Genomic DNA, 22930 nt, shown 5'->3' with positions numbered 1-22930 from the left:
CTCGAGGCGATACAGTACCCCTACCTATATTGGTGGGTGGTTTTTTTATATTGCGAGCTTTTATTGCGAGAAACCGGATTTGTCGTCGCGAATCATAATGAGTTTCGCGATCCGGGTCGTCATTCCCTTTTTATTTTTACTCCCCCGGCCACCTACGCCCCCCCATTAATTGTTAATGGATGATTGAACCGGAGAAAACAAAAATATCTAATTGCGACGCTTTACAGATAAACATCTTTTCTTACCTTTCATAAATTATTAAGCATATTAGGGACTATCGAATGCTCAGATATACCTGTAATGCCCTATTCCTTGGCTCGTTGATTTTACTTAGCGGCTGCGATAATAGTTCTTCATCTTCTTCCTCTGGTTCACCTGATAACCCTGGCAATCCTGATAACCAGGATGTCGTTGTTCGTTTACCCGATGTGGCGGTTCCTGGTGAGGCCGTGATGGCGACGGCGAATCAGGCCGTCATCCATCTGGTCGATATTGCCGGGATCACCGGTACCAGCCCGGCGGATTACAGCAGTAAGAACCTGTATCTCTGGAATAATGAAACCTGCGATGCTTTAAGCGCGCCGGTAGCCGACTGGAATGACGTCAGCACGACGCCGGCCGGTAGCGATAAATACGGCCCGTACTGGGTCATTCCACTGAATAAAGAGAGCGGTTGTATCAACGTCATCGTCAGAGATGGCACCAACAAGTTGATCGACAGCGACCTGCGCGTGTCCTTTGGCGACTTCACCGATCGCACGGTATCGGTGATCGCGGGTAACAGCGCGATCTATGACTCTCGCGCTGACGCCTTCCGCGCCGCTTTCGGCGTGGCGCTTGCCGAAGCGCACTGGGTTGATAAAACGACGCTGCTGTGGCCGGCTGGCGAAGACAAGCCAATCGTCCGGTTGTACTACAGCCACAGCAGCAAAGTGGCGGCCGATAGCGAAGGAAAATTTACCGACCGTTACCTGAAGCTGACGCCAACCACCATCAGCCAGCAGGTCAGCATGCGTTTCCCGCAGCTTTCAGGCTATGCGGCGTTTAAACTGCCGGATGATGCCAAAACGGATGAGTTGCTGCAGGGAGAAACGGTAGCCATTGCCGCCGCAGAGGACGGGATCCTGATTTCCGCCACCCAGGTACAGACGGCGGGCGTACTGGATGATACCTATGCGCCGGCGGCGGAAGCGCTGAATTACGGGGCTCAGATGAGCGACGGCGGGGTCAATTTCCGTCTGTGGGCGCCCACCGCGCAGCAGGTCGATCTGGTGCTCTACAGCGCGGATAAAAAAGTGGTGGCCAGCCATCCGATGACCCGTGACAGCGCATCGGGTTCCTGGACATGGCAGGGCGGTAGCGACCTGAAAGGGGCGTTCTATCGCTACGCGCTGACGGTTTACCATCCGCAGTCGCGCCAGGTTGAACAGTATGAAGTGACTGACCCGTACTCCCATAGCTTATCCACTAACTCGGAATACAGTCAGGTCGTTGACCTCAACGACAGCGATCTTAAGCCAGAAGGCTGGGATAGTCTGACAATGCCGCATGCTCAGAAAACCAAAGCCGATCTGGCGAAAATGACGATTCATGAATCGCACATTCGCGATCTCTCCGCCTGGGATCAGACCGTTCCGGCCGAACTGCGCGGTAAATACCTTGCGCTGACCGCCGGCGACAGCAATATGGTGCAGCATCTGAAGAAGCTCTCCGCTTCAGGCGTCACGCACGTTGAGCTGCTGCCGGTCTTCGATCTGGCAACGGTCAACGAGTTCAGCGATAAAGTCGCTGATATCCAGCAGTCGTTCAGCCACCTGTGCGACGTTAACAGCGCGGTGAAGAGCAGCGAATTTGCCGGGTATTGCTCCAGCGGCTCCACCGTTGAAGAGGTGCTCAATCAGCTGAAGCAGGGCGATAGCCAGGACAATCCGCAGGTTCAGGCGCTGAACACCCTGGTGGCGCAGACCGACTCCTATAACTGGGGTTACGATCCGTTCCACTATACGGTGCCGGAAGGTTCGTACGCGACCAATCCGGAAGGGACGACGCGCATCAAAGAGTTTCGCACCATGATTCAGACGATCAAGCAGGATCTGGGCATGAACGTCATTATGGATGTCGTGTACAACCATACTAATGCCGCCGGACCAACTGACCGTACGTCGGTGCTGGATAAAATAGTGCCCTGGTACTATCAGCGTCTGAATGAAAGCACCGGCAGCGTTGAGTCAGCCACCTGTTGTTCGGATTCAGCGCCTGAGCATCGGATGTTTGCGAAGCTTATTGCCGATTCGCTGGCGGTGTGGACCACGGATTATAAAATCGATGGTTTCCGCTTCGACCTGATGGGCTATCACCCGAAAGCGCAAATTCTTTCGGCGTGGGATCGCATTAAGGCCCTGAACCCGGATATCTACTTCTTCGGCGAAGGCTGGGACTCTAACCAGAGCGATCGCTTTGAAATTGCCTCGCAGATCAACCTGAAAGGCACCGGCATCGGTACGTTCTCCGATCGTCTGCGCGACGCCGTCCGCGGCGGCGGCCCGTTCGATTCCGGCGATGCGCTGCGTGAAAACCAGGGGGTTGGCAGCGGCGCGGGCGTGTTGCCCAACGAGCTGACCCGTCTGAACGATGACCAGGTTCATCACCTGGCCGACCTGACTCGTCTGGGGATGGCCGGTAACCTTGCCGATTTTATCCTGATCGATAAAGACGGCGCGGTGAAGAAAGGCAGCGAAATTGACTATAACGGCGCACCTGGCGGCTATGCCGCTGACCCGACGGAAGTCGTCAACTATGTTTCGAAGCACGACAACCAGACGCTGTGGGACATGATTACCTACAAAGCCGCGCAGCAGGCTGACCTGAATACGCGCGTGCGGATGCAGGCGGTGTCGCTGGCGACGGTGATGCTGGGGCAGGGGATTGCTTTCGACCAGCAGGGTTCTGAACTGCTGCGCTCGAAATCCTTTACCCGCGACTCCTACGACTCCGGCGACTGGTTTAACCGCGTGGACTATGCCATGCAGGACAATAACTTTAATGTCGGGATGCCGCGCATCAGCGATGACGGCAGCAACTATGAGGTGATTTCTCGCGTTAAAGAGATGGTTGCCACGCCTGGCGAAGCGGAGCTGAAGCAGATGACCGCATTCTACCAGGAGCTGACCGGGCTGCGTAAATCCTCCCCGCTGTTCACCTTAGGCGACGGCAGCGCGGTGATGAAGCGCGTGGATTTCCGTAATACCGGGCCAGATCAGCAGGCCGGTCTGCTGATCATGACCATCGATGATGGCGTGCAGGCAGGGGCGAGTCTCGATAGCCGGGTTGATGGGCTGGTGGTGGCGATCAACGCCGCATCCGAGAGCCGGACCCTCAATGATTTCATCGGCGACAATCTGCAGCTGAGCACCATCCAGCAGGCTGCCGGTGACGGATCGCTGGCGAGCGGCGTGGAGATTGCGGCCAATGGCGCGATTACCCTGCCAGCCTGGTCCGTGGCGGTACTGGAAAAACCTCAGGGCGATGCCCAGGGGACGGGGCTGCCGGTGAGCAGTAAGTAACGCCGGGGCTTTTGCCGCTCCCTGCGAAGGGAGCCTGATAGCCCGGCAGACATTGCCGGGCTATTGTTTTATGGGGAAAGGAGAGAGCGTGATCGTTTCTGATGACAAAGCGTGCCGTTTGCCCGCGTCAATTGCGCATGAGGGCGAACCGCCGGTGGTGGTTGGACGCATGGTGCAGGTGCCGTATCCGATTGTGCCACTCTATGCCGCGCTGCTGATTGCCCTCGGCTGGTTTGCGGGCGAGCAGTGGCGCAATCCCCCTGTAACATCAGCATTGGTTGTGCCGGCGGCGCATGCGGCACTGGTGCCAATGGCTTCCTCGGCGCAAAAAAAGGTTAAGCCGGTCGCCGCCCCGGAACCTGAGAAAGCGAAACCCGAGGCTATCGTCGATGACGATAATCTGCCGGCGCTGCGCTATAGCGCGCATGTCTACGCGTCCTCGGCGGAGAAACGCAGCATCGTGTTAAATGGTCAGTCCTGGAAAGAGGGGGAGTCGCCGCTGCCGAATCTGGTGATTGAGCAAATTCAGCAGGATGTCACGCTATTCAGTTTTAACGGTAAGACATTTACCCTTGCGGCTCTCGACGACTGGCCGGGAGGCATTATTGAAGATAGCCCTCAAGGGGAATAAAGCGGTGCGAAATAATAAACAGCAGAGCTATTTCGTCATTTTATTGACTGCGTAAGCTATCAATAAAGGGCGCCAGCTGGCGATTAAACTGGCTGCATTTGGTGGTTTCCGGCGTACTGTCCTGCTGCAGTTGCTGATACATTTGCGTGCTGCGCTGGTTGAGCGTGGCGTAATCAATATTACTCCATCCTCTCTTTTTGCCAACATTCCATGCCGCGCGGTCGATAGCGTCATCGGAAGGAAGATCGCTACGGCTGCATTTATTTTTCAGATAACGCGCGCCGGCGGCCACGGAAGAGAGCTGTTCCAGCTGCGCTTCGTTGCTGATGGCGGGGCTGAGCGTAGACGAACGGTTCTGCTGGCAACCCGCGAGAACGGCAATCATGAGCAGCGGAAATATAACGGAAGTTCGCATAATATATTAAAGGGATCGGGTTAACTGAAGGACAGTTTAACAAATATTTTCATGCTGTCATCAGGAAATATTATTATAGATATTTGTTAAGGCGCTCCCGTTTTTATCGTCAAATGGCTTAATGTTTCTCTTTACTTCTTGCCAGAATATTTCTTGTCACACTCAGAATATAATATTCAATCCGCGCTGAGGTTTTTGTTTTTTATCGTGGCAGAGGTCCTCAGACAGACCGCTGAGACGATGAACGGCGGAGAATATTTTTTATGTTATTAAAAAACATAATATTTTCGCTTTTGTTACGTCGTGAGGGAGTAAAATGCTGGTTAAGCCTGTCCCGGTTTAGTGCTATCCTGTGTCACCTGGACTATTTGTGCTATGTCCCAAAATTCTCGTCAGGCGATGCGTATAACATGATGATTTATATTATGAATTCTCCAGGAGTACATAAACATACATCATGACCGCGCCCTGAGACGCGAAGTGCTGTGATACCGAGGTCGTGGCCTGCGGGTTGAGACCTCCGGGCGTGAATTTGAGAGATATCTTCTTCCTCTTTCAAGAGGAAGTATTGAGAATCAGGCTTTTACGCCTGAAAGTTGCGGAGAAAAAGCATGGCGGGAGATGACCGCGAGCCTATCGGACGTAAGGGAAAGCCCTCGCGTCCGGCAAAACAAAAAGTGACTCGTCGTCGGGTCCGGGATGAGGACTACGACGATGATTACGACGATGATGATTATGAGGATCAAGAGCCGATGCCGAAGAAAGCAAAAGGCAAAGGTAACAAGCCTCGCCGTAAACGTACCTGGCTATGGCTACTGTTCAAGCTAGGGATCGTGGTCGCGGTGCTGGTTGCCGCTTACGGTGTCTATCTCGATCAGAAAATCCGTAGCCGTATCGACGGCAAAGTCTGGGAGCTTCCGGCGGCGGTCTATGGCCGGATGGTTAACCTCGAACCGGATATGCAGATCAGCAAAAATGAGATGGTGCGTCTGCTGAATGCCACGCAGTACCGCCAGGTCAGCGCGATGACGCGTCCGGGCGAGTACACCGTGCAGGCCAACAGCATTGAGATGATCCGTCGTCCGTTTGATTTCCCTGATAGTAAAGAAGGGCAGGTGCGTGCACGTCTGACCTTTGACGGCGATCATCTGGAAACGATTGAGAATATGGAGAACAACCGCCAGTTCGGCTTCTTCCGTCTCGATCCGCGGCTGATCACGATGCTGCAGTCGGCAAATGGCGAACAGCGTCTGTTTGTCAAGCGCAGCGGTTTCCCGGACCTGCTGGTGGATACGCTGCTGGCGACCGAAGACCGTCACTTCTATGAACACGACGGGATCAGCCTGTACTCGATTGGTCGTGCGGTGCTGGCGAACCTGACGGCCGGGCGCACGGTGCAAGGGGCCAGTACGCTGACCCAGCAGCTGGTGAAAAACCTGTTCCTTTCCAGCGAGCGTTCTTACTGGCGTAAAGCGAACGAAGCCTATATGGCGCTGATCGTTGATGCGCGTTACAGCAAGGATCGTATCCTTGAGCTGTATATGAACGAGGTATACCTCGGTCAGAGCGGCGACAACGAAATTCGCGGCTTCCCGCTGGCGAGCCTCTATTACTTTGGCCGCCCGGTCGAAGAACTCAGCCTCGACCAGCAGGCGCTGCTGGTCGGGATGGTGAAAGGGGCATCGATTTACAACCCGTGGCGTAATCCGAAGCTGGCGCTGGAACGACGCAACCTGGTGCTGCGTCTGCTGCAGCAGCAGAACGTGATCGATCAGGAGCTGTATGACATGCTGAGCGCGCGTCCGCTGGGCGTGCAGCCGCGCGGCGGCGTGATCTCTCCACAGCCGGCATTTATGCAGATGGTTCGTCAGGAGCTGCAGGCGAAACTGGGCGATAAGGTGAAAGATCTCTCCGGCGTGAAGATCTTTACTACCTTTGACTCCGTTGCGCAGGATGCGGCAGAAAAAGCGGCGACCGACGGCATTCCGGCCTTGAAGAAACAGCGTAAGCTGCCGGATCTGGAAACCGCGATGGTGGTCGTTGACCGCTTTACGGGCGAAGTGCGGGCGATGGTCGGCGGTGCGGAACCGCAGTTTGCCGGTTACAACCGCGCGATGCAGGCCCGCCGTTCAATCGGTTCTCTGGCGAAGCCAGCGACCTATCTGACGGCGCTGAGCTTGCCGAACCAGTATCGCCTGAACACCTCGATTGCCGATGCACCGATCTCCATCCGTCTGCCAAACGGTCAGACCTGGTCCCCGCAGAACGACGATCGTCGCTTTAGTGGTCAGGTGATGCTGGTGGATGCGTTGACGCGCTCGATGAACGTGCCGACCGTTAACCTCGGGATGGCGCTGGGCCTGCCGGCGATAACCGACACCTGGGTCAAACTGGGCGTGCCGAAAGATCAGCTGCACCCGGTACCGGCGATGATTCTCGGGGCGTTGAACCTGACGCCGATCGAAGTCGCGCAGGCGTTCCAGACCATCGCCAGCGGCGGTAACCGCGCGACGCTTTCGGCGCTGCGTTCGGTCATCGCCGAAGATGGTACCGTGCTGTATCAGAGCTATCCGCAGGCAGAGCGTGCGGTGCCGGCGCAGGCGGCGTACATGACGCTGTGGACCATGCAGCAGGTTGTGCAGCGCGGTACCGGCCGTCAGCTTGGCGCGAAGTATCCGGGCCTGCATCTGGCAGGGAAAACCGGGACCACCAACAATAACGTCGATACCTGGTTTGCCGGTATTGACGGCGGTCAGGTGACCATTACCTGGGTGGGTCGCGATAACAACCAGCCGACGAAACTCTATGGTGCCAGCGGCGCCATGTCTATTTACCAGCGCTATCTGGCTAACCAGACGCCGACGCCGCTGGTGTTGACGGCACCGGAAGACGTGGTGGATATGGGCGTGGACAGCAATGGCAACTTCGTGTGTAGCGGGGGGATGCGTTCGCTTCCGGTCTGGACAACCACGCCGGATGCGCTGTGTCGCCAGGGCGAGCAGATGCAACAGCAGCAGCTGGAGCAGCAGCAGCAGAACAATCCGTTCAATCAGTCCGGACAGCAGCAGCCGGCGCAACAACAGCAGCAACAGCAACAGCAACAGCCCGCGAAGCAGGAAAAGAGCGATGGCGTAGCAGGCTGGATTAAGGATATGTTCGGCGGTAACTGATCGTCGTCACCAGGCCCTCTGATACAGATGTATCAGAGGGCTTTTTTATTTCTGCACATTACTTAACAGTCACTTAACCCCACAATAACTGCCTGGTTATTATTTCATCCTTCAGTCTTCAGCGCGGGGCATACCACTTGCCTTGTATTCTGCGTTTCGCCTATTATGTCAACGGTCATAATAATAATTCTCGTTTACGTTATCATTCACTTTCATCAGAGATATACCCATGGCGCGTCCAAAAACTGCTCAGCCAAATCACTCGCTGCGTAAAATCGCAGTCGTAGTAGCCACGGCGGTTAGCGGCATGTCTGTCTATGCGCAGGCAGCAGTTGAACCGAAACAAGAAGAAACCATCACCGTTATCGCGGCACCTGCCGCGCAAGAGAGTGCCTGGGGCCCGTCGCCCACGATCGCGGCGAAACATTCGGCAACTGCGACCAAAACCGATACCCCGATTGAAAAAACACCGCAGTCTGTCTCCGTCGTCACCCGTGCCGAGATGGACATGAAGCAGCCGACGACGGTGAAAGAGGCGCTGTCCTATACGCCGAGCGTCTTCTCCACCCGCGGCAGCTCTACCACCTATGATGTGGTGACCATTCGCGGCTTCACGACCTCCACAACGGTCAATACCAACCAGTATCTGGACGGCATGAAGCTGCAGGGGAATAACTATTCAGAAGTGTCGATGGACCCTTACTTCCTTGAACGTGTGGAAGTGATGCGTGGGCCAACATCGGTGCTGTACGGCAACAGCAACCCTGGCGGCATCGTCAGTATGGTGAGCAAGCGTCCGACGACCGAACCGCTGAAAGAAATTCAGTTCAAAATGGGTACCGATAATCTGTGGCAGACCGGTTTTGACTTCAGTGATGCCATCGATGATAACGGCGTATGGTCGTATCGACTGACCGGTTTAGGCCGCAGTCAGGATGCGCAGCAGCAGATGGCGAAATCGACTCGCTACGCGGTCGCGCCCTCCTTCAGCTGGCGTCCGGATGATAAAACCGACTTCACTTTCCTGAGCAACTTCCAGAACGATCCGTATGCCGGTTACTACGGCTGGCTGCCTCGCGAAGGGACCGTGGTGCCGTATTACGATGCCAACGGCAATGCCCATAAGCTGCCGACTGATTACAACGAAGGCGAGCCGGATAACAAGATGTCCCGCCGTCAGCAGATGGTCGGCTACAGCTTCTCGCATCAGTTCGATGACACCTTCACGGTGCGTCAGAACCTGCGCTATACCGACGTGAAGACGCTGTATCGCTCCGTTTACGGTAACGGCTATTCGGCTCCGGGCCAAATCAACCGCGCCTATGTGCGTTCTGATGAACATCTCAATACGTTCACCGTTGATACGCAGCTGCAGTCTGATTTTGCCACCGGCGCGGTTAACCATACGTTGCTGACCGGCGTTGATTATTCGCGCATGCGTAACGATGTGAATGCGGAATACGGTTCTGCCGATTCAATCAGCATGAACAATCCGCAATACGGTAATGCGAACGTCAACGTGAACTTCCCCTACGCGGTGCTGAACCGCATGGAGCAGACCGGCCTGTATGCTCAGGACCAGATGGAGTGGGACAAATGGGTAATGACGCTGGGCGGCCGCTATGATTACGCCATGGCTTCGACCCTGACGCGCTCTTCTAACGATCTCGCGGAAAACCACGATCAGCAGTTTACCTGGCGTGGTGGTATTAACTATCTGTTCGATAACGGCATCTCTCCGTACTTCAGCTATAGCCAGTCCTTCGAACCGGTTTCCGGCTCTTCCCGCGAAGGCAAGCCGTTCGATCCTTCTCGCGGCGAGCAGTATGAAGCGGGCGTGAAATACGTCCCGAAAGATATGCCGGTGGTGGTGACCGCGGCAGTCTATCAGCTGACCAAAGACAAAAACCTGACCGCGGATCCCAACGATCCGTACGGAATTTATAGCATTCAAACAGGTGAAATTCGCTCACGCGGCTTTGAGCTGGAAGCAAAAGCAGCGGTCAATGCCAATATCAACCTGACGGCGGCCTATAGCTATACCGATGCGGAGTACACCGAAGACACCGTATTCAAAGGCAAACGTCCGGCGGAAGTTCCGCGCAACATGGCGTCGCTGTGGGCGGATTATACCTTCCACGAGAGCGCGCTGAGCGGTCTGACGGTCGGGGCCGGGGCGCGTTATATCGGCTCGACGGTGAGCTACTACAAAAATGATACCGACACCGGGAAGAAAAACGACTCCTTCAACGTGGCCGGCTATGCATTGATGGATGCCACGGTGAAATACGATCTGGCGCGTTTTGGTCTGCCAGGATCGTCTGTGGGGATCAACGTGAACAACCTGTTCGATCGTGAGTACGTATCCAGCTGCTACAGCGAATACGCGTGCTACTGGGGCGCAGGACGTCAGGTTATTGCGACCGGAACCTTCCGCTTCTAATCACTTACCGGGCGCGGTTCGCCGCGCCGTTCACCAGGTCGCCGCTATGCAGGAAAACTCTCCGCACTCTGATACCACGTTTTCGTTGAATCGCGTTACCTTTCGCGTACCTGGCCGTACGCTGCTGCATCCTCTCTCCTTAACTTTCCCGGCGGGAAAAGTGACGGGGCTGATTGGCCATAATGGCTCCGGCAAATCCACACTGCTGAAAATGCTCGGCCGTCATCAGCCGCCGTCGGAAGGCGATGTGCTGCTGGACGGGCAGCCTCTGGACAGCTGGAGCAGCAAGGCCTTTGCCCGTAAAGTGGCCTATCTGCCGCAGCAGCTGCCGCCGGCGGAAGGGATGACCGTGCGCGAGCTGGTGGCCATCGGCCGCTATCCGTGGCACGGCGCGCTGGGGCGTTTCGGTGCCGCCGACCGGGAAAAAGTTGAAGAGGCGATTGCGTTGGTCGGCCTTAAGCCGCTGGCGCACCGGCTGGTTGACAGCCTGTCAGGCGGTGAGCGCCAGCGGGCGTGGATTGCCATGCTGGTGGCGCAGGACAGCCGCTGTTTATTGCTGGATGAACCTACCTCGGCGCTGGATATTGCCCATCAGGTGGATGTCCTGGCGCTGGTGCATCGTTTGAGTCAACAGCGCGGGTTAACGGTGATCGCCGTTCTGCACGATATCAACATGGCTGCCCGTTACTGTGATTATCTGGTCGCGTTACGTGGTGGGGAGATGATTGCTCAGGGCACGCCCGCGCAGCTGATGCGCAGCGAAACGCTGGAGCAAATTTACGGTATTCCGATGGGTATTCTGCCGCATCCGGCGGGTAGCGCGCCGGTAAGCTTTGTCTATTGATGGAAAAGACCCCTTTCATTACCCGTCGCCGTCTGCTGACGGCGATGGCCCTGTCGCCCCTGCTGTGGCAGATGCGCGGCGCCCAGGCCGCAAGCTTCGATCCGCAGCGTATTGTGGCGCTGGAGTGGCTGCCGGCAGAACTCCTGCTGGCGCTTGGCGTGACGCCCTACGGCGTGGCCGATATCCCGAACTATAACCTGTGGGTGAATGAACCGGCGCTGCCTTCCTCGGTGATTGATGTCGGGCTGCGTACGGAGCCGAATCTTGAGCTGCTGACGCAGATGAAACCGTCGTTTATCGTCTGGTCGGCCGGATATGGGCCGTCGCCAGAGAAGCTGGCGCGCATTGCCCCGGGACGGGGATTCACCTTCAGCGACGGTAAACGACCGCTGCAGATGGCGCAGCAATCTCTCAACGAGATGGCCGAGCTGATTGGCCGGCAGCAGGCGGCGAAGCGCCATCTGGCGGAATTTGACGCGCTGATGGAGAATCTGCGCCCGCGTTTCGCCCGCCGTGGCGATCGTCCGCTGCTGATGATCACCTTGCTCGATCCCCGCCATGTCCTGGTTTTCGGCAATAATTGCCTGTTTCAGGAGGTGCTCGATCGCCTGGGGATTAAAAATGCCTGGCGCGGTGAAACCGCCTTCTGGGGCAGCGTCAGCGTGGGAATCGATCGACTGGCCGCCTACAAAGAGACCGATGTTATCTGCTTCGACCACGGTAATCGTGCCGAAATGAGCCAACTGATGAGTACGCCGCTCTGGCAGGCGATGCCGTTTGTCCGCGAAGGGCGCTTCCAGCGCGTGCCGGCTGTCTGGTTCTACGGTGCGACGCTGTCGGCAATGCATTTTGCCCGCGTGCTGGCGGATGTCCAGGGAGGTGAGGCATGAGATCGCGACTGTCTCCTCTGGCGGCACTGCTGCTGACGGTGCTGGCGATGACCGCATTTGCGCTCAGCTTCTTGAATCTCCAGGCGGCGTTGCCGCAGCACGAGTGGCGCCAGGCGCTGTGGCAGCCGGATATCGACAATATCGCTCAGATGTTGTTCCACTACAGCCTGCTGCCGAGACTGGCGGTGTCGCTGCTGGTTGGCGCGGGGCTCGGACTGGTGGGCGTGCTGTTCCAGCAGGTGCTGCGCAACCCGCTGGCGGAACCGACCACCCTCGGGGTCGCGACCGGCGCTCAGCTGGGGATGACGGTGACGACGCTGTGGGCGATTCCCGGCGTACTGGCGTCGCAATTCGCCGCACTGGCGGGGGCCTGTCTTGTCGGGGCGCTGGTTTTCGGCGTCTCGTGGGGAAAACGGCTGTCGCCGGTAACCCTGATTCTTGCCGGTCTGGTGGTCAGTCTGTACTGCGGGGCGCTGAACCAGCTGATGGTTATTTTCCATCACGATCAGCTGCAAAGTATGTTCCTGTGGAGCACCGGTACGCTGACGCAAACCGACTGGAGCGTGGTGCAACGGCTGTGGCCGCAGCTGCTCGGCGGCCTCATGTTAACGTTGCTGCTGCTGCGTCCCCTCACGCTGATGGGGCTGGATGATGGCGTGGCGCGTAATCTCGGACTGGCGCTCTCTCTGGCGCGTCTGGCCACGCTGACGCTGGCGATCGTTATCAGCGCGTTGCTGGTGAATGCGGTGGGGATTATCGGTTTTATCGGCCTGTTTTCGCCGCTGCTGGCGAAAATGCTCGGCGCGCGTCGTCTGCTGTCGCGTCTGCTGCTGGCGGCGGTGATTGGCGCGCTGATTCTCTGGCTGTCAGACCAGATCATTCTGTGGCTGACCCGGGTATGGCGGGAAGTGTCCACCGGTTCCGTGACGGCGCTGATCGGCGCGCCGCTGCTGCTGTGGCTGCTGCCGCGCTTGCGCAGCATCAGTGCGCCGGTGATGAATGCCGGCGATAAAGTGCTGGTGGAACGGCAAAACGTACGGGGATTTGCGTTTGGCGGTTTGCTGATCCTGCTGCTGGCGCTCCTCGTCGCCCTGGCCTTTGGGCGGGATGCGCAGAGCTGGCACTGGGCGAGCGGCACGCTGCTGGATCAACTGATGCCGTGGCGCTGGCCGCGGGTGTTCGCCGCGCTGTTCGCCGGGGTGATGCTGGCGGTCGCGGGGTGTATTATCCAGCGCCTGACCGGTAACCCGATGGCCAGCCCGGAAGTGCTGGGCATCAGCTCCGGCGCAGCTTTTGGTATTGTCCTGATGCTGTTTTTCGTTCCCGGCAACGCTTTCGGCTGGCTGCTGCCGGCCGGTAGCCTGGGGGCGGCGGCGACGCTGCTGGTGATCCTGGTGGCTGCCGGGCGCGGCGGTTTCTCGCCGCACCGGATGCTGCTGGCGGGGATGGCGCTCAGCACCGCCTTCACTATGCTGTTGATGATGCTGCAGGCCAGCGGCGATCCGCGCATGGCGCAGATTCTGACGTGGATTTCCGGCTCGACTTACGGCGCCACGCCGGAGATGGTCGTTCGGAGCGGGATGGCGATGGTGCTGCTGCTGATTCTGGTGCCGCTGTGTCGGCGCTGGCTGACGATTCTGCCGCTGGGTGGTGAAGCCGCACGCGCGGTAGGTATGGCGCTGACGCCGTCGCGGGTCGCTCTGCTGCTACTGGCCGCTGGCCTGACGGCGGCCGCCACGCTGACTATCGGCCCGCTGAGTTTTGTTGGCCTGATGGCGCCGCATATTGCGCGCATGATGGGATTCCGCCGGACGATGCCGCAGATGGTGATGGCCGGGTTGATCGGCGGGTTGCTGCTGGTCTTTGCCGACTGGTGCGGGCGAATGATGATGTTCCCGTATCAGATCCCCGCAGGTCTGCTGTCGACCTTTATCGGCGCGCCGTACTTTATTTATCTGCTGAGGAAACAGAGCCGATAATTTTCCCCGGTGGCGCTTCGCTTACCGGGGCGACAAAAACACAGGCCGGGCAAGCTTGCGCTGCCCGGTCTTGAATTACAGCTTCGCAAACGCCTTACGGGCGGCGGCGATGGTATCGTTGATATCATCAGGGGTGTGGGCAATCGACATAAAGCCGGCCTCAAACGCCGATGGCGCCAGATAGACGCCTTCTTCCAGCATCAGATGGAAGAAACGCTTAAAGCGTTCAACGTCGCACTTCAGCACATCCTGATAGCAGGTGACCGTTTCGGCATCGGTAAAGAAGAGGCCGAACATGCCGCCCACATTATTCACCACCAGCGGAATGCCCGCTTCGCGCGCGGCATCCAGCAGCCCTTGAGAGAGCTGATTGGTTAAATCGGTCAGCGTTTCGTGGACGCCCGGCTGGGCGACTTCGCTCAGGCAGGCAAAACCGGCCGCCATGGCGATCGGGTTACCAGACAGGGTTCCGGCCTGATACACCGGGCCGGTCGGGGCCAGGGCATCCATCACATCGCGACGACCGCCAAATGCGCCGACCGGCATACCGCCCCCGATGATCTTGCCCAGACAGGTCAGATCCGGAACCACGTCGTAGTATGACTGCGCGCCCGCCAGCGCCACGCGGAAGCCGGTCATCACTTCATCGATAATCAGCAGCGCGCCAAATTCGTCGCACAGCGCGCGCAGGCCCGGCAGGAATGCCGGTAGCGGCGGGATGCAGTTCATGTTGCCGGCTACCGGCTCCACGATGATGCAGGCAATCTCTTGCGGATATTGCTCAAACGCGGCGCGAACGGAGGCCAGATCGTTATAGGTGCAGGTCAGGGTATGTTTAGCAAAATCAGCCGGTACGCCCGGTGAGTTCGGCTGGCCCAGGGTCAGCGCGCCGGAGCCCGCTTTCACCAGCAGACAGTCGGCGTGGCCGTGATAGCACCCTTCAAATTTGATGATTTTGTCACGGCCGGTAAAGCCACGAGCCAGGCGAATGGCGCTCATCGTCGCTTCGGTACCGGAGTTCACCATCCGCACCATATCCATCGTTGGGACCAGTTCGGTCACCAGCTCCGCCATTTTGACTTCCATTTCCGTCGGCGCGCCAAAGCTCAGGCCGCGCTCCGCGGCTTCAATCACCGCATTGCGAATGGCCGGATGGTTATGGCCCAGTACCATGGGGCCCCAGGAGCCGACATAATCGATATACGCTTTACCGTCGACATCGTACAGCCTGGCGCCGTCGGCGCGTTCGATAAACAGCGGTGTACCGCCGACGCCGCTAAAGGCGCGGACCGGCGAGTTCACGCCGCCGGGGATGAGTTCACGTGCGGCGCTATAGAGTGTTTCAGATTTGCTCATTGCCATGATCCTGGTTCGTGATAAATGTTTTGCTGGTTATTCTAAGTTATTCCAGGATAGTTATGAAAGTTTTGCCCAATTGAAACAAAGCGCAGCAGGTGCATTTTTCCCGCGACGTAGGACGTTCAGAAGGCTAAAATGTCCCCTTCGTATTTGTATGACTATTGACGATAAGAGTATGAAAACAGAAGCCTCTACTTTTGAAGCAAAACAAATCGTGCGCTTGCGTCGTGGCGATGTGGTACGTCGATTAGTTCAACGTGACAAAACGCCGCTGGCGGTGCTGCTGATGGCCGCGGTGGTCGGCACGCTGGCCGGGCTGGTGGGGGTCGCCTTTGAAAAGAGCGTCAGCTGGGTGCAGAACATGCGCATCGGTTCCCTGGTGCAGGTGGCGGATCACGGGTTCCTGATTTGGCCGCTGGCTTTTATTTTATCTGCGTTGCTGGCGATGGTGGGCTATTTTCTGGTGCGCCGTTTCGCGCCGGAGGCAGGGGGATCCGGTATACCGGAGATCGAAGGGGCGCTGGAAGAGCTGCGTCCGGTTCGCTGGTGGCGAGTGCTGCCGGTAAAATTTATCGGCGGGATGGGGACGCTGGGCGCCGGCATGGTGCTCGGTCGCGAAGGGCCAACGGTACAGCTGGGCGGCAACGTCGGGCGAATGGTGCTGGATATTTTCCGCATGCGCAGCCCCGAAGCGCGCCACACGTTGCTGGCCACCGGGGCCGCGGCGGGGCTCTCTGCGGCATTTAACGCGCCGCTGGCGGGGATTTTATTCATTATCGAAGAGATGCGCCCGCAGTTTCGCTACAACCTGATTTCGATTAAAGCCGTCTTTACCGGCGTGATTATGTCGAGCATTGTGTTCCGTATCTTTAATGGCGAATCGGCGATTATTGAGGTCGGCAAGCTGAGCGATGCGCCGGTGAATACGCTGTGGCTGTACCTGATCCTGGGGATGATTTTTGGCTGCGTTGGCCCGCTGTTTAATAGCCTGGTGCTGCGCACCCAGGATATGTTCCAGCGTATTCATGGCGGCAATACGAAAAAGTGGGTACTGATCGGCGGGCTAATTGGCGGAATGTGCGGCGTTCTCGGGCTGATTCAACCGGCGGCGGCAGGAGGCGGTTTTAACCTGATTCCGATTGCTGCGGCGGGCAACTTTTCCGTTGGCCTGCTGCTGTTTATCTTTATCGCCCGCGTGATAACCACGTTACTCTGTTTCTCCTCCGGGGCGCCCGGCGGCATTTTTGCGCCGATGCTGGCGCTGGGAACCTTGCTGGGAACCGCCTTCGGGATGGCCGTCACGCCGATGCTGCCGGCCTATCATCTGGATGCCGGGACCTTTGCTATTGCCGGAATGGGGGCCCTGCTGGCGGCGTCAATCCGCGCTCCGCTGACCGGGATTGTGCTGGTGCTGGAGATGACCGATAACTATCAGCTCATTCTGCCAATGATTATTACCTGTCTTGGCGCAACACTACTGGCGCAATTCCTTGGCGGTAAGCCTTTGTATTCCACGATCCTGGAGCGCACGCTGGCGAAACAGGCCGCAGAACAGGCGGCAAAAGCGCAGCAGGTTGCCGGGGAGAATACTTGAACGATTTACCAGGGTATTAGATAATGGCTCATAAGGTCGGGTTATTCTTTAACCGGTCAGAAGTATCAATGGGAGCATAAAATGAGTGATGACGTAGCGTTGCCGCTGGAGTTTACTGAAGCTGCAGCCAAAAAAGTAAAATTCCTGATTGCAGATGAAGACAATCCAAACCTGAAACTGCGTGTGTATATCACCGGTGGTGGTTGCAGTGGTTTTCAGTACGGCTTCACCTTTGACGATCAGGTTAACGAAGGCGATATGACCATCGAAAAACAGGGCGTCGGCCTGGTGGTCGATCCGATGAGCCTGCAGTATCTGGTCGGCGGTGCCGTCGACTACACTGAAGGCCTGGAAGGCTCGCGTTTTATCGTGACCAACCCGAATGCGAAAAGTACCTGCGGCTGCGGGTCTTCATTCAGCGTCTGATCCCCGCACTGGATTCTCGCCCCGGTAGTTTTTCTCCGCCGGGGCAATTTCCCCGTTCTATCGCCCGTGATCATCGAGGGCAAAAGTCGGCAGCTTCAGATGCCAACGGATGGCCGCAAGGCGAATCATCAGCGTGACGACCATGCCCATCATCGCCGAGTTCTGCAGCGAAACATGAAAAGTGTCATAGGCCGTGGCGTGCACGATACCGCCGACAATACAGGCCGTGGCATAGATTTCCGTGCGTAAAATCATCGGAATTTCGCGCGCCAGTACGTCGCGAATGATCCCGCCGCCTACGCCGGTGACGACACCCATACAGATAGCGACCAGCGGGCCGCTGTGGGCCAGAAACGCTTTATTCACTCCGATGCCGACAAATACCGCCAGACCAACGGCATCAAGCACCGGCAATATCCATTTCGGCAGTCGACGTGGTTGGCGCACCAGCAGAATGGTCAGCATGCTGGTGACCATCGCCACCACCAGATCAGTGGGGTCTTTTACCCAGAACACCGGGCCGTTGGCGAGCGCCATATCGCGAATGGTCCCACCGCCCACGGCGGTGACAACGCCGAGCACCAGCACGCCAAAGGGATCCATCCGGAGTTTACCGGCCAGCAATACGCCCGAGATAGCAAATACGGCGGTGCCAATAATATCCAGCCAATAGACAAGCATCGTCAGTTCTCGTTAAGCGCCCGGATCCTTAGGCTATTTTTACTCACCAAATTGCACCCGCACGGCGTCCGCCAACCGTATGTATGTCGGTTACACTGGCGTTCTCTGTAGCGGATGTCGTTATTACCCTGCGCAAACGGCGCTATTTGACCTGCCCGAGCGCCTCGCAGAGCTGTTTTGCGGCGAGGATAATACGCGGGCTTGCGCGTTCAAACCAGTCGCCATCTACTGCAATCAGGGAAATTTTTAACTGATTATGCCAGTAACGTTCAACTTCAGGGAGTCTGCTGGCATCACCGGCGATAACAATGGCCTGAGGCTGCCTTGCCAGGACCTGTTCACGACTCACCTGGGGCCAGGGAACCGGGCTGGAGGCAAAAATGTTGTCACCGCCGCACAACGTCAGCACCTGGTCCTGAATCGATCCCCGACTGCTGGTAAAAAGGGGATTGCTGCCAAACTGCAGAAAGACGCGTTTTTTCGGCGTATGTGCGTAGCGGGCTTTGAGGGCATCATAGTCGTCCTGCATTCGCTGTGCGGATGCGTGAGCCTTTTCCGGCTGCGGACTCCACTGCGCCAGCTGTCGCAGCGTCGCAATGATCTCTTCAATCGTCGCGGTATTGACCCAGAGTACCTTGATCCCCAGCGCGCTCAGTTGATTAACCTGCCGCTCGGCATTGCCGCCGCGCCATGCCAGAATCAGGTCCGGCTGCAACGCGACAATGCGTTCCAGGTTCATCCCTTGCCAGCTGGCAACCTGTTCGATACCGGCCGCTTGCGGCGGATAATCGGAATGGCTGCTGACGCCAACCGGCGTAATACCGGCGGCAAAGGCCAGTTCGGTATTGGAGGGGGATAGCGTGATAACCCGCGGCGCGGCGAAGAGCCACGCCGGGGTAAGCAGCAGCAGAGCGGCAAGCGCCCGTTTTAGCGACTTAGCCACGCGCCAGCGTCTGTACCAGTTTTTCCACCATCAGCGTGGACTGTTTGGCGGCAACGGTGAGGAACTCATCAAAGCTCAGGTGAGACTGCTGATCCGCCACGTCGGAAATCGCGCGTACCACCACGAACGGCACGCCGAAGTTGTGGCAAACATGGGCAATCGCCGTTGCTTCCATTTCAACCGCTACGGCCTGCGGGAAGTTGTGGCGGATTTTCGCCAGCCCGACCGAGCCGTTGATGAAGGCGTCACCGCTGACGATCAGGCCGCGCACCGCGTGCAGATTCAGCGCTTCGATGCAGCTTTGCGCGGCGGCAATCAGCTTATCGTCGGCTTTGAAGCCTGCCGGGCAGCCTGGCAGCTGGCCATACTCATAACCAAAGGCGGTGACGTCGGCATCGTGGTAGCGGGTCTCGTCGGAGATGACGATGTCGCCGACTTTCAGCGTCGACGCCAGTCCGCCTGCGGAGCCGGTGTTGATAATCACGTCCGGCTTGCAAATCTCCAGCAGCAGGGCCGCGCCCATCGCCGCCGCCACTTTGCCAATGCCTGATTTTAACAGGGCGACATCGGTACCGTTCAGCTGGCCGGTGTAGATTTCGCTCCCGCCATGGGTCAGAGTCTGACGGTTTTCGATTTTGTCGCGCAGAAGGGTAACTTCTTCTTCCATAGCGCCAATAATGCCGATTTTCATAGATTTACTCGCGATGTGTCAGGTTTAGTTGCATAGTCTATCATGCACTCAAAGGGAAACGTTATTGCTCGCGCGGGAGAGGCCATGGCAAAGATTGATTTTCGCAACAAGATTAACTGGCGTCGGCGCTACCGCTCGCCGCAGGGGGTCGAAACGGAACGTGAGATCCTGCGTATTTTTGAAAGCGATCGCGGGCGAATTATCAACTCGCCGGCAATCCGCCGTTTACAGCAAAAAACCCAGGTCTTCCCGCTGGAACGTAATGCCGCGGTGCGGACTCGTTTAACCCACTCCCTTGAAGTTCAGCAGGTGGGACGCTATATCGCCAAAGAGATCCTCAGTCGCCTGAAAGAGCAGCGTCTGCTGGAAGCCTACGGGCTGGATGAACTCACCGGACCGTTTGAGAGCGTGGTGGAAATGGCCTGCCTGATGCATGATATCGGCAATCCGCCGTTCGGCCATTTTGGCGAGGCGGCAATTAATGACTGGTTCCGTCAGCGGCTCGCGCCTGACGATGCCGCCGGCGCGCCGTTAGCGCAGGATCGTTGTACGGTGGAGGCGCTCCGTTTGCAGGAGGGCGCTGACGAACTGAATGTGCTGCGGAGCAAAGTTCGTCAGGATCTGTGCTGGTTTGAAGGCAACGCGCAGGGTATTCGCTTAGTGCATACCCTGATGCGGATGAATCTGACCTGGGCGCAGGTTGGCTGCATTCTAAAATATACGCGCCCGGCGTGGTGGCGGGGAGAATTTCCCTCCAGCCACAGTTATTTAATGAAGAAACCTGGTTATTATTTAGCCGAAGAGGGCTATATTGCGAGGTTGCGTAAAGAACTGGAGCTGGCTCCTTACAATCGTTTTCCGTTGACCTGGATTATGGAGGCGGCGGACGATATCTCATATTGTGTGGCCGATCTTGAGGATGCGGTAGAAAAACGTATTTTCAGCGTAGAACAACTTTATCAGCTGCTTCACGAGGCGTGGGGGCAGCATGAAAAAGGCTCTTTATTTTCGCAAGTGGTAGAAAATGCCTGGGATAAATCGCGCGCGAATTCTCTGAGTCGAAGTACAGAAGATCAGTTCTTTATGTATTTACGGGTCAACACGCTGAATAAACTGGTGCCGTATGCGGCACGCCGGTTTATCGATAATTTACCGAAGATCTTTGCCGGTGATTTTAATCATGCGCTGCTTGAGGACGATAGCGACTGCAGTCAGCTGCTGGAACTATATAAAAACGTTGCGATAAAACATGTGTTTAGTCATCCAGACGTTGAACAGCTGGAATTACAAGGCTATCGGGTGATTAGCGGTCTTCTGGATATCTATGAGCCGCTGTTAAAATTATCGCTGGCGGAGTTTAGCTTATTAGTGGAGAAAGAGCGGGTGAGGAGCTTACCTATCGCCTCGCGCTTGTTCCAGAAACTTTCGACGCGTCATCGGCTGGCCTATGTTGAAGCAGTAAATAAGGTTTCGCGCGATGCTGAAGAATTTCCGGTGATGGAATATTATTATCGCTGCCGTCTGATACAGGACTATATCAGTGGGATGACGGATTTGTATGCATGGGATGAATATCGACGCTTGATGGCGGTGGAATAAGTACAGGTTTTGTAAAGACGAACAATAAATTTTTACTTTTTCCAGATGCTTAATTCCGGAACTTAGCGCGATAAAATGACTCTGATAGTCACATACATAGCAATTTGCATTATCTAAAATCGAGATTGAGACATATGAAAAAAACCACGTTAGCAATGAGTGCACTGGCTCTGAGTTTAGGTCTGGCGTTATCCCCGCTCTCTGCGAGCGCGGCAGAAACGTCCTCTTCGGCCTCAAGTACACAGCAAATGCCAAGCCTGGCCCCGATGCTGGAAAAAGTGATGCCGTCGGTTGTCAGCATTAATGTTGAAGGCAGCACAACGGTCAACACTCCGCGGATGCCGCGTAACTTCCAGCAGTTCTTTGGTGATAATTCACCGTTCTGCCAGGATGGTTCGCCGTTCCAGAGTTCTCCGTTCTGTCAGGGCGGTGGACAGGGCGGCGGGGCGCCGGGTGATGGCGGTCAGCAGCAGAAATTTATGGCGCTGGGCTCCGGGGTGATCATCGATGCGGCTAAAGGCTATGTCGTGACCAATAACCACGTTGTGGATAATGCGACCACGATTAAAGTACAGCTGAGCGACGGACGTAAGTTTGATGCCAAAGTCGTTGGCAAAGATCCGCGTTCCGATATTGCGCTGATCCAGATTCAGGATCCGAAAAATCTGACGGCGATTAAGCTGGCAGATTCCGATGCGCTGCGCGTCGGTGACTACACCGTCGCGATCGGTAACCCGTTTGGTCTGGGTGAAACCGTCACTTCGGGTATTGTCTCCGCGCTTGGCCGTAGCGGCCTGAACGTTGAAAACTACGAAAACTTTATCCAGACCGATGCGGCGATCAACCGCGGTAACTCCGGCGGTGCGCTGGTTAACCTGAACGGCGAACTGATCGGGATTAATACCGCGATCCTGGCGCCGGACGGCGGCAATATCGGTATCGGTTTTGCCATCCCGAGTAACATGGTCAAAAACCTGACCGAGCAGATGGTTAAGTATGGCCAGGTGAAACGCGGCGAGCTGGGTATTATGGGGACCGAGCTGAACTCTGAACTGGCGAAAGCGATGAAGGTCGATGCGCAGCGCGGTGCCTTCGTCAGCCAGGTTATGCCGGGTTCTGCGGCGGCGAAGGCCGGTATCAAAGCCGGTGACGTGATTACCTCGCTGAACGGTAAGCCTATCAGCAGCTTCGCGGCGCTGCGTGCGCAAGTCGGTACTATGCCTATCGGTAGCAAAGTCCAGCTGGGACTGGTACGCGACGGCAAAGCGGTCAATGCGACCGTCGAACTGCAGCAGAGCAACCAGACTCAGGTTGACTCCAGCACCATCTTCAATGGTATTGAAGGTGCGGAAATGAGCAACAAAGGTCAGGACAAAGGTGTGGTGGTCAATAATGTGAAAGCGGGGACTCCGGCGGCACAAATTGGCCTCAAGAAAGGCGACATCATCGTCGGCGCTAACCAGCAGCCGGTGAAAAATATCGCCGATCTGCGCAAAATCTTTGATGCCAAACCTTCGGTGCTGGCGCTGAACATCCAGCGTGGCGATAGCACTATCTATCTGCTGATGCAGTAATCGCTAACGGCTAAGCCAGCCCCTTCTCCTCGTTGCGGGAAGGGGCTTTTTTTTGCCCCGCTATCCGCCGCGCTTTCCTTTCTGTGACTCCACCCGCAACTCCATACTTCTCTGCCTGGCTTTATGCA

Annotated in this window: 16 protein-coding genes; 11 read left to right on the top strand and 5 right to left on the bottom strand. The window is 56.9% G+C overall.

The window, feature by feature from the left end; genetic code table 11:
- Positions 1-281 precede the first annotated feature (281 nt).
- The gene (gene pulA, locus DSD31_RS21055; protein WP_004858060.1) at positions 282-3563 is read left to right on the top strand and encodes a pullulanase-type alpha-1,6-glucosidase; all 3282 of its coding nucleotides are present in this window, start codon (positions 282-284) and stop codon (positions 3561-3563) included.
- Positions 3564-3651: 88 nt separating this feature from the next.
- Positions 3652-4194, top strand: a complete 543-nt coding sequence (gene gspB, locus DSD31_RS21050; RefSeq protein WP_048024048.1) for a type II secretion system assembly factor GspB — start codon at positions 3652-3654, stop codon at positions 4192-4194.
- Positions 4195-4234: 40 nt separating this feature from the next.
- Here gspB and gspS read toward each other — a convergent pair whose 3' ends face one another.
- Positions 4235-4609 (bottom strand): type II secretion system pilot lipoprotein GspS, encoded by a 375-nt coding sequence (gene gspS, locus DSD31_RS21045; RefSeq protein WP_032716589.1) that lies wholly within the window; start codon positions 4607-4609, stop codon positions 4235-4237.
- Positions 4610-5220: 611 nt separating this feature from the next.
- Between gspS and mrcB the strand changes: the two genes are divergently transcribed.
- The 5 genes from mrcB to fhuB all read left to right on the top strand — a co-directional run bounded on the left by mrcB (position 5221) and on the right by fhuB (position 13935).
- The gene (gene mrcB, locus DSD31_RS21035; RefSeq protein WP_113991293.1) at positions 5221-7779 is read left to right on the top strand and encodes a bifunctional glycosyl transferase/transpeptidase; all 2559 of its coding nucleotides are present in this window, start codon (positions 5221-5223) and stop codon (positions 7777-7779) included.
- Positions 7780-8008: 229 nt separating this feature from the next.
- The gene (fhuA, locus tag DSD31_RS21030) at positions 8009-10222 is read left to right on the top strand and encodes a ferrichrome porin FhuA (protein WP_015585113.1); all 2214 of its coding nucleotides are present in this window, start codon (positions 8009-8011) and stop codon (positions 10220-10222) included.
- A 46-nt stretch (positions 10223-10268) separates the two neighbouring features.
- A complete protein-coding gene (fhuC, locus tag DSD31_RS21025) occupies positions 10269-11066 on the top strand; it encodes a Fe3+-hydroxamate ABC transporter ATP-binding protein FhuC (RefSeq protein WP_004858074.1) in 798 nt (265 codons plus the stop codon).
- Positions 11066-11956: a Fe(3+)-hydroxamate ABC transporter substrate-binding protein FhuD gene (gene fhuD / locus DSD31_RS21020; RefSeq protein ID WP_044348472.1), complete on the top strand. Its 891-nt coding sequence runs from the start codon at positions 11066-11068 to the stop codon at positions 11954-11956. The genes fhuC and fhuD overlap by 1 nt, the downstream gene beginning before the upstream one ends.
- Entirely contained in the window at positions 11953-13935 is a 1983-nt protein-coding gene (fhuB, locus tag DSD31_RS21015; RefSeq protein WP_015585112.1) for a Fe(3+)-hydroxamate ABC transporter permease FhuB, read from the top strand. The genes fhuD and fhuB overlap by 4 nt, the downstream gene beginning before the upstream one ends.
- Before the next feature lie 75 nt (positions 13936-14010).
- Here fhuB and hemL read toward each other — a convergent pair whose 3' ends face one another.
- Positions 14011-15291 (bottom strand): glutamate-1-semialdehyde 2,1-aminomutase, encoded by a 1281-nt coding sequence (gene hemL, locus DSD31_RS21010; protein ID WP_004858082.1) that lies wholly within the window; start codon positions 15289-15291, stop codon positions 14011-14013.
- A 178-nt stretch (positions 15292-15469) separates the two neighbouring features.
- Between hemL and clcA the strand changes: the two genes are divergently transcribed.
- Entirely contained in the window at positions 15470-16888 is a 1419-nt protein-coding gene (gene clcA / locus DSD31_RS21005; RefSeq protein WP_015585111.1) for a H(+)/Cl(-) exchange transporter ClcA, read from the top strand.
- A gap of 81 nt (positions 16889-16969) precedes the next feature.
- Entirely contained in the window at positions 16970-17314 is a 345-nt protein-coding gene (gene erpA / locus DSD31_RS21000; protein WP_004858085.1) for an iron-sulfur cluster insertion protein ErpA, read from the top strand.
- A 57-nt stretch (positions 17315-17371) separates the two neighbouring features.
- On the opposite strand, the gene DSD31_RS20995 is transcribed toward erpA, so the two are convergent.
- From DSD31_RS20995 to mtnN, 3 genes are all read right to left on the bottom strand, one after another.
- Positions 17372-17995 carry a TRIC cation channel family protein gene (locus DSD31_RS20995; RefSeq protein ID WP_015585110.1) on the bottom strand — a complete coding sequence of 208 codons (624 nt, stop codon included), beginning with the start codon at positions 17993-17995 and terminating at the stop codon, positions 17372-17374.
- A 142-nt stretch (positions 17996-18137) separates the two neighbouring features.
- Positions 18138-18938: a vitamin B12 ABC transporter substrate-binding protein BtuF gene (btuF, locus tag DSD31_RS20990; protein ID WP_015585109.1), complete on the bottom strand. Its 801-nt coding sequence runs from the start codon at positions 18936-18938 to the stop codon at positions 18138-18140.
- The gene (gene mtnN, locus DSD31_RS20985) at positions 18931-19629 is read right to left on the bottom strand and encodes a 5'-methylthioadenosine/S-adenosylhomocysteine nucleosidase (protein WP_004858091.1); all 699 of its coding nucleotides are present in this window, start codon (positions 19627-19629) and stop codon (positions 18931-18933) included. The genes btuF and mtnN overlap by 8 nt, the downstream gene beginning before the upstream one ends.
- Positions 19630-19713: 84 nt before the next feature.
- Between mtnN and dgt the strand changes: the two genes are divergently transcribed.
- Together dgt and degP are read left to right on the top strand one after the other, a co-directional pair.
- The gene (gene dgt / locus DSD31_RS20980; protein WP_113991292.1) at positions 19714-21228 is read left to right on the top strand and encodes a dGTPase; all 1515 of its coding nucleotides are present in this window, start codon (positions 19714-19716) and stop codon (positions 21226-21228) included.
- A 134-nt stretch (positions 21229-21362) separates the two neighbouring features.
- On the top strand, positions 21363-22802 hold the full coding sequence (gene degP / locus DSD31_RS20975) for a serine endoprotease DegP (RefSeq protein WP_004858096.1): 1440 nt from the start codon (positions 21363-21365) through the stop codon (positions 22800-22802).
- Positions 22803-22930 lie beyond the last annotated feature (128 nt).

Source organism: Klebsiella sp. X13, from assembly GCF_003323835.1.
Lineage (GTDB): Bacteria > Pseudomonadota > Gammaproteobacteria > Enterobacterales > Enterobacteriaceae > Klebsiella > Klebsiella ornithinolytica.
Note: the sequence above shows the minus strand (reverse complement) of the source record. Positions and strands in the feature narration are given on the sequence as shown.

Bases quoted from the DNA above. Each gene is read 5' to 3' on its own strand.
- gspS (WP_032716589.1), bottom strand. From the start codon at position 4,609: ATGCGAACTTCCGTTATATTTCCGCTGCTCATGATTGCCGTTCTCGCG.
- mrcB (WP_113991293.1), top strand. From the start codon at position 5,221: ATGGCGGGAGATGACCGCGAGCCTATCGGACGTAAGGGAAAGCCCTCG.
- mtnN (WP_004858091.1), bottom strand. From the start codon at position 19,629: ATGAAAATCGGCATTATTGGCGCTATGGAAGAAGAAGTTACCCTTCTG.
- fhuC (WP_004858074.1), top strand. From the start codon at position 10,269: ATGCAGGAAAACTCTCCGCACTCTGATACCACGTTTTCGTTGAATCGC.
- fhuD (WP_044348472.1), top strand. From the start codon at position 11,066: ATGGAAAAGACCCCTTTCATTACCCGTCGCCGTCTGCTGACGGCGATG.
- dgt (WP_113991292.1), top strand. From the start codon at position 19,714: ATGGCAAAGATTGATTTTCGCAACAAGATTAACTGGCGTCGGCGCTAC.
- degP (WP_004858096.1), top strand. From the start codon at position 21,363: ATGAAAAAAACCACGTTAGCAATGAGTGCACTGGCTCTGAGTTTAGGT.
- clcA (WP_015585111.1), top strand. From the start codon at position 15,470: ATGAAAACAGAAGCCTCTACTTTTGAAGCAAAACAAATCGTGCGCTTG.
- fhuB (WP_015585112.1), top strand. From the start codon at position 11,953: ATGAGATCGCGACTGTCTCCTCTGGCGGCACTGCTGCTGACGGTGCTG.
- fhuA (WP_015585113.1), top strand. From the start codon at position 8,009: ATGGCGCGTCCAAAAACTGCTCAGCCAAATCACTCGCTGCGTAAAATC.
- pulA (WP_004858060.1), top strand. From the start codon at position 282: ATGCTCAGATATACCTGTAATGCCCTATTCCTTGGCTCGTTGATTTTA.
- hemL (WP_004858082.1), bottom strand. From the start codon at position 15,291: ATGAGCAAATCTGAAACACTCTATAGCGCCGCACGTGAACTCATCCCC.
- DSD31_RS20995 (WP_015585110.1), bottom strand. From the start codon at position 17,995: ATGCTTGTCTATTGGCTGGATATTATTGGCACCGCCGTATTTGCTATC.
- erpA (WP_004858085.1), top strand. From the start codon at position 16,970: ATGAGTGATGACGTAGCGTTGCCGCTGGAGTTTACTGAAGCTGCAGCC.